The organism is Methanocalculus sp. (assembly GCF_029762515.1).
Lineage (GTDB): Archaea > Halobacteriota > Methanomicrobia > Methanomicrobiales > Methanocorpusculaceae > Methanocalculus.
This window is the reverse complement of record NZ_JARVGN010000371.1, coordinates 1-2,241: the sequence shown is the minus strand read 5'-3', so window position 1 is coordinate 2,241 and position 2,241 is coordinate 1. Positions and strand designations below refer to the sequence as shown.

Sequence of the window (2,241 nt, the reverse complement as noted above, 5' to 3'; positions counted from 1 at the left end):
CGGAGACAGAGCCCGGCGCCTCGGAGGATGCCGAGGTGGATATCTTCTCTGAATACTGCCCGGTGCCTCTTGCCGAAGTGCAGGAGATCTGCCATCTCGTGATGATGCAGATGCTTCCCTCTGTTGTCGAGGGGGATATCAGGCGGTTTGGGGCGGCAGTGAACCGGATGCAGGAGATCGGTTTCAAGCGGGTGGAAGCATCGCTCCAGCCGGAGAACCTCCGGAACCTCCCCGCCCTGCTCTGTGAGGCAGGGGCATACGGGGCGGGCCTCTCCTCATTTGGGCCGACCGTCTATGCGATCATCGACAGGGGCGACAGACAGGTTGCGGAGGCCGCCCGCTGTGCACTTGAGGGAATTGGCGGCACGGTGGAGGAGGTCTCCGCGAGGAACAGTGGAGCGATTGTGAGGATGGGGTGAGTCTTTCCGTGATGTCAGACGTGGATCAGCTTCAGGGCAGGTATAATAATGAGGGGAAGAGGAGGGATTGCAGATGAAAGATAAGGAACAGGTATTGTATAACCGGCTGATGACGGTGATGGCAGCAGCCGGCGTATCCTGGTGGGAGATCGACTGCCGGAGCGGCTCGATCAGTTTTTCCGATTCAAGCCTTGAAATGCTCGGATACCGACCTGAAGACTTTGCCGATTATACCGATTTTGAGAAGATTATTCACCCTGACGATCTCGGAGTGGTTGCAGATGCAACCGAGGCGCTCCTCACCGGCAGAATTGATCGGCACCAGATTGAATACCGGATCCGGCTGGCTGATGGAGATTATATCTGGATTTCAGATACTGCAAGTGTGGCAGAGCATGATGAGGAAGGAAAGCCCCTTATATGCGTGGGGCTCGTTGCGGATATCACAGAGCGGAAGCTGATAAAGGAGGCGCTGCGCGAGAGCGAGAGGAAATACCGGCTCCTTATGGAGAATATTCCTGATGTGATCTATTCCCTGGACAGAGATGGAAAAATACTCTATCTCAATGAGGCTCCGGCGACCATAGAGGATTATACCCCGGCTATGGCTGTTGGAAAACCATTCCTCGATCTCATTCACCCGGCAGACCGTGAAATGGTAGTAAATGACTTTATCAGGGCTATCGAAGAGGGGCGGGAGTATACAAAAGGGCTTGAGTTCCGGTGTTTTGGACGGAATGAGAACATCACATGGAAGGAGCTCCATTCCCATGCCCGGTATGATGAGGAGGGAAATCTCGTTCAGGAGGATGGTGTTCTCCGTGATATCACTGACAGGAAGCATGCAGAGGAAGCACTCAGAATTGCGAATCATAAGCTGAAGATCCTGACCGGCATCACCCGGCATGATATCCTCAATCAGGTGATGGTACTGCAGGGATATCTCGAGTTTGCACAGGAGATCTGTGTGGATGCAGGCCAGTCACGATACCTTGACGAAGTAAAGAAGGCAGCAACTGCTATACAGCGGGACAGTGAGTTTACCCGTGCTTACGAGATGATCGGGGTTGATAAGCCTCTCTGGCTCTCACTGAGAGATCTGGCACACTCAGTTGAAGGGTCCGGTCGATCCGGGCTTCCTATTACCAGTGAATGTGAAAACATTGAGATCTACGCAGATCCGATGCTCGAGAAGGTCTTTGCAAACCTGATGGATAATACAGTCCGGCATGGCGAGAAGGCAACGGGCGTTCACCTTACATGCACAACATCTGATGATGGAATCATCGTTGCCTGGGAGGATGACGGAGCCGGGGTTCCTGATGATCTGAAGAAGAAGATCTTTTCGAAAGGTTTTGGAAAGAATACCGGCTTTGGGCTCTTTCTCGCCTCTGAGATCCTTTCAATCACCGGCATCACCATCCGCGAGAACGGGGTGCATGGTGAAGGGGCACGGTTTGAGATGCATGTGCCTGAGGGGGGCTGGCGGAACCCTGAGGATATGAAATGTTGAGATTGGTTTTTTATTGGATTGTTTCCTGAAGCTGATGAGGCGATGAAGGCACTCCGGCTGATACAGAAGATCCCGCCAGACCAGCTTTCCGAAGCGAGAGGCTGATGGATGCACCCCCTGTATCCCCGGCGGAGGAGGCGGATTCAAGCCATAATTTTCCGCCATAGACTCCAACGAGATCGCGGACGATACACAATCCATGGCCACTGAGATTATCCGGGGGAGGAATGATGACATCCCCGGGAATACCAGGTCCTGTGTCTGTGACAGTGAGGATAACCCGATCCTCACACTCCTCAACCCTGATGC

The 2,241-nt window shown here is 53.5% G+C and carries 3 protein-coding genes; 2 read left to right on the top strand and 1 reads right to left on the bottom strand.

Going from position 1 to position 2,241, the window contains the following annotated elements; translation table 11 throughout:
- Both QCH34_RS11045 and QCH34_RS11040 read left to right on the top strand, forming a co-directional pair.
- On the top strand, window positions 1-419 hold a 419-nt coding region (locus QCH34_RS11045; RefSeq protein ID WP_366898601.1), incomplete at its 5' end, for a beta-ribofuranosylaminobenzene 5'-phosphate synthase family protein.
- A 73-nt stretch (window positions 420-492) separates the two neighbouring features.
- Window positions 493-1,932 carry a PAS domain-containing sensor histidine kinase gene (locus QCH34_RS11040; RefSeq protein WP_300334099.1) on the top strand — a complete coding sequence of 480 codons (1,440 nt, stop codon included), beginning with the start codon at window positions 493-495 and terminating at the stop codon, window positions 1,930-1,932.
- Between the two features lie 10 nt (window positions 1,933-1,942).
- On the opposite strand, the gene QCH34_RS11035 is transcribed toward QCH34_RS11040, so the two are convergent.
- On the bottom strand, window positions 1,943-2,241 hold a 299-nt coding region (locus tag QCH34_RS11035; RefSeq protein ID WP_300334097.1), incomplete at its 5' end, for an ATP-binding protein.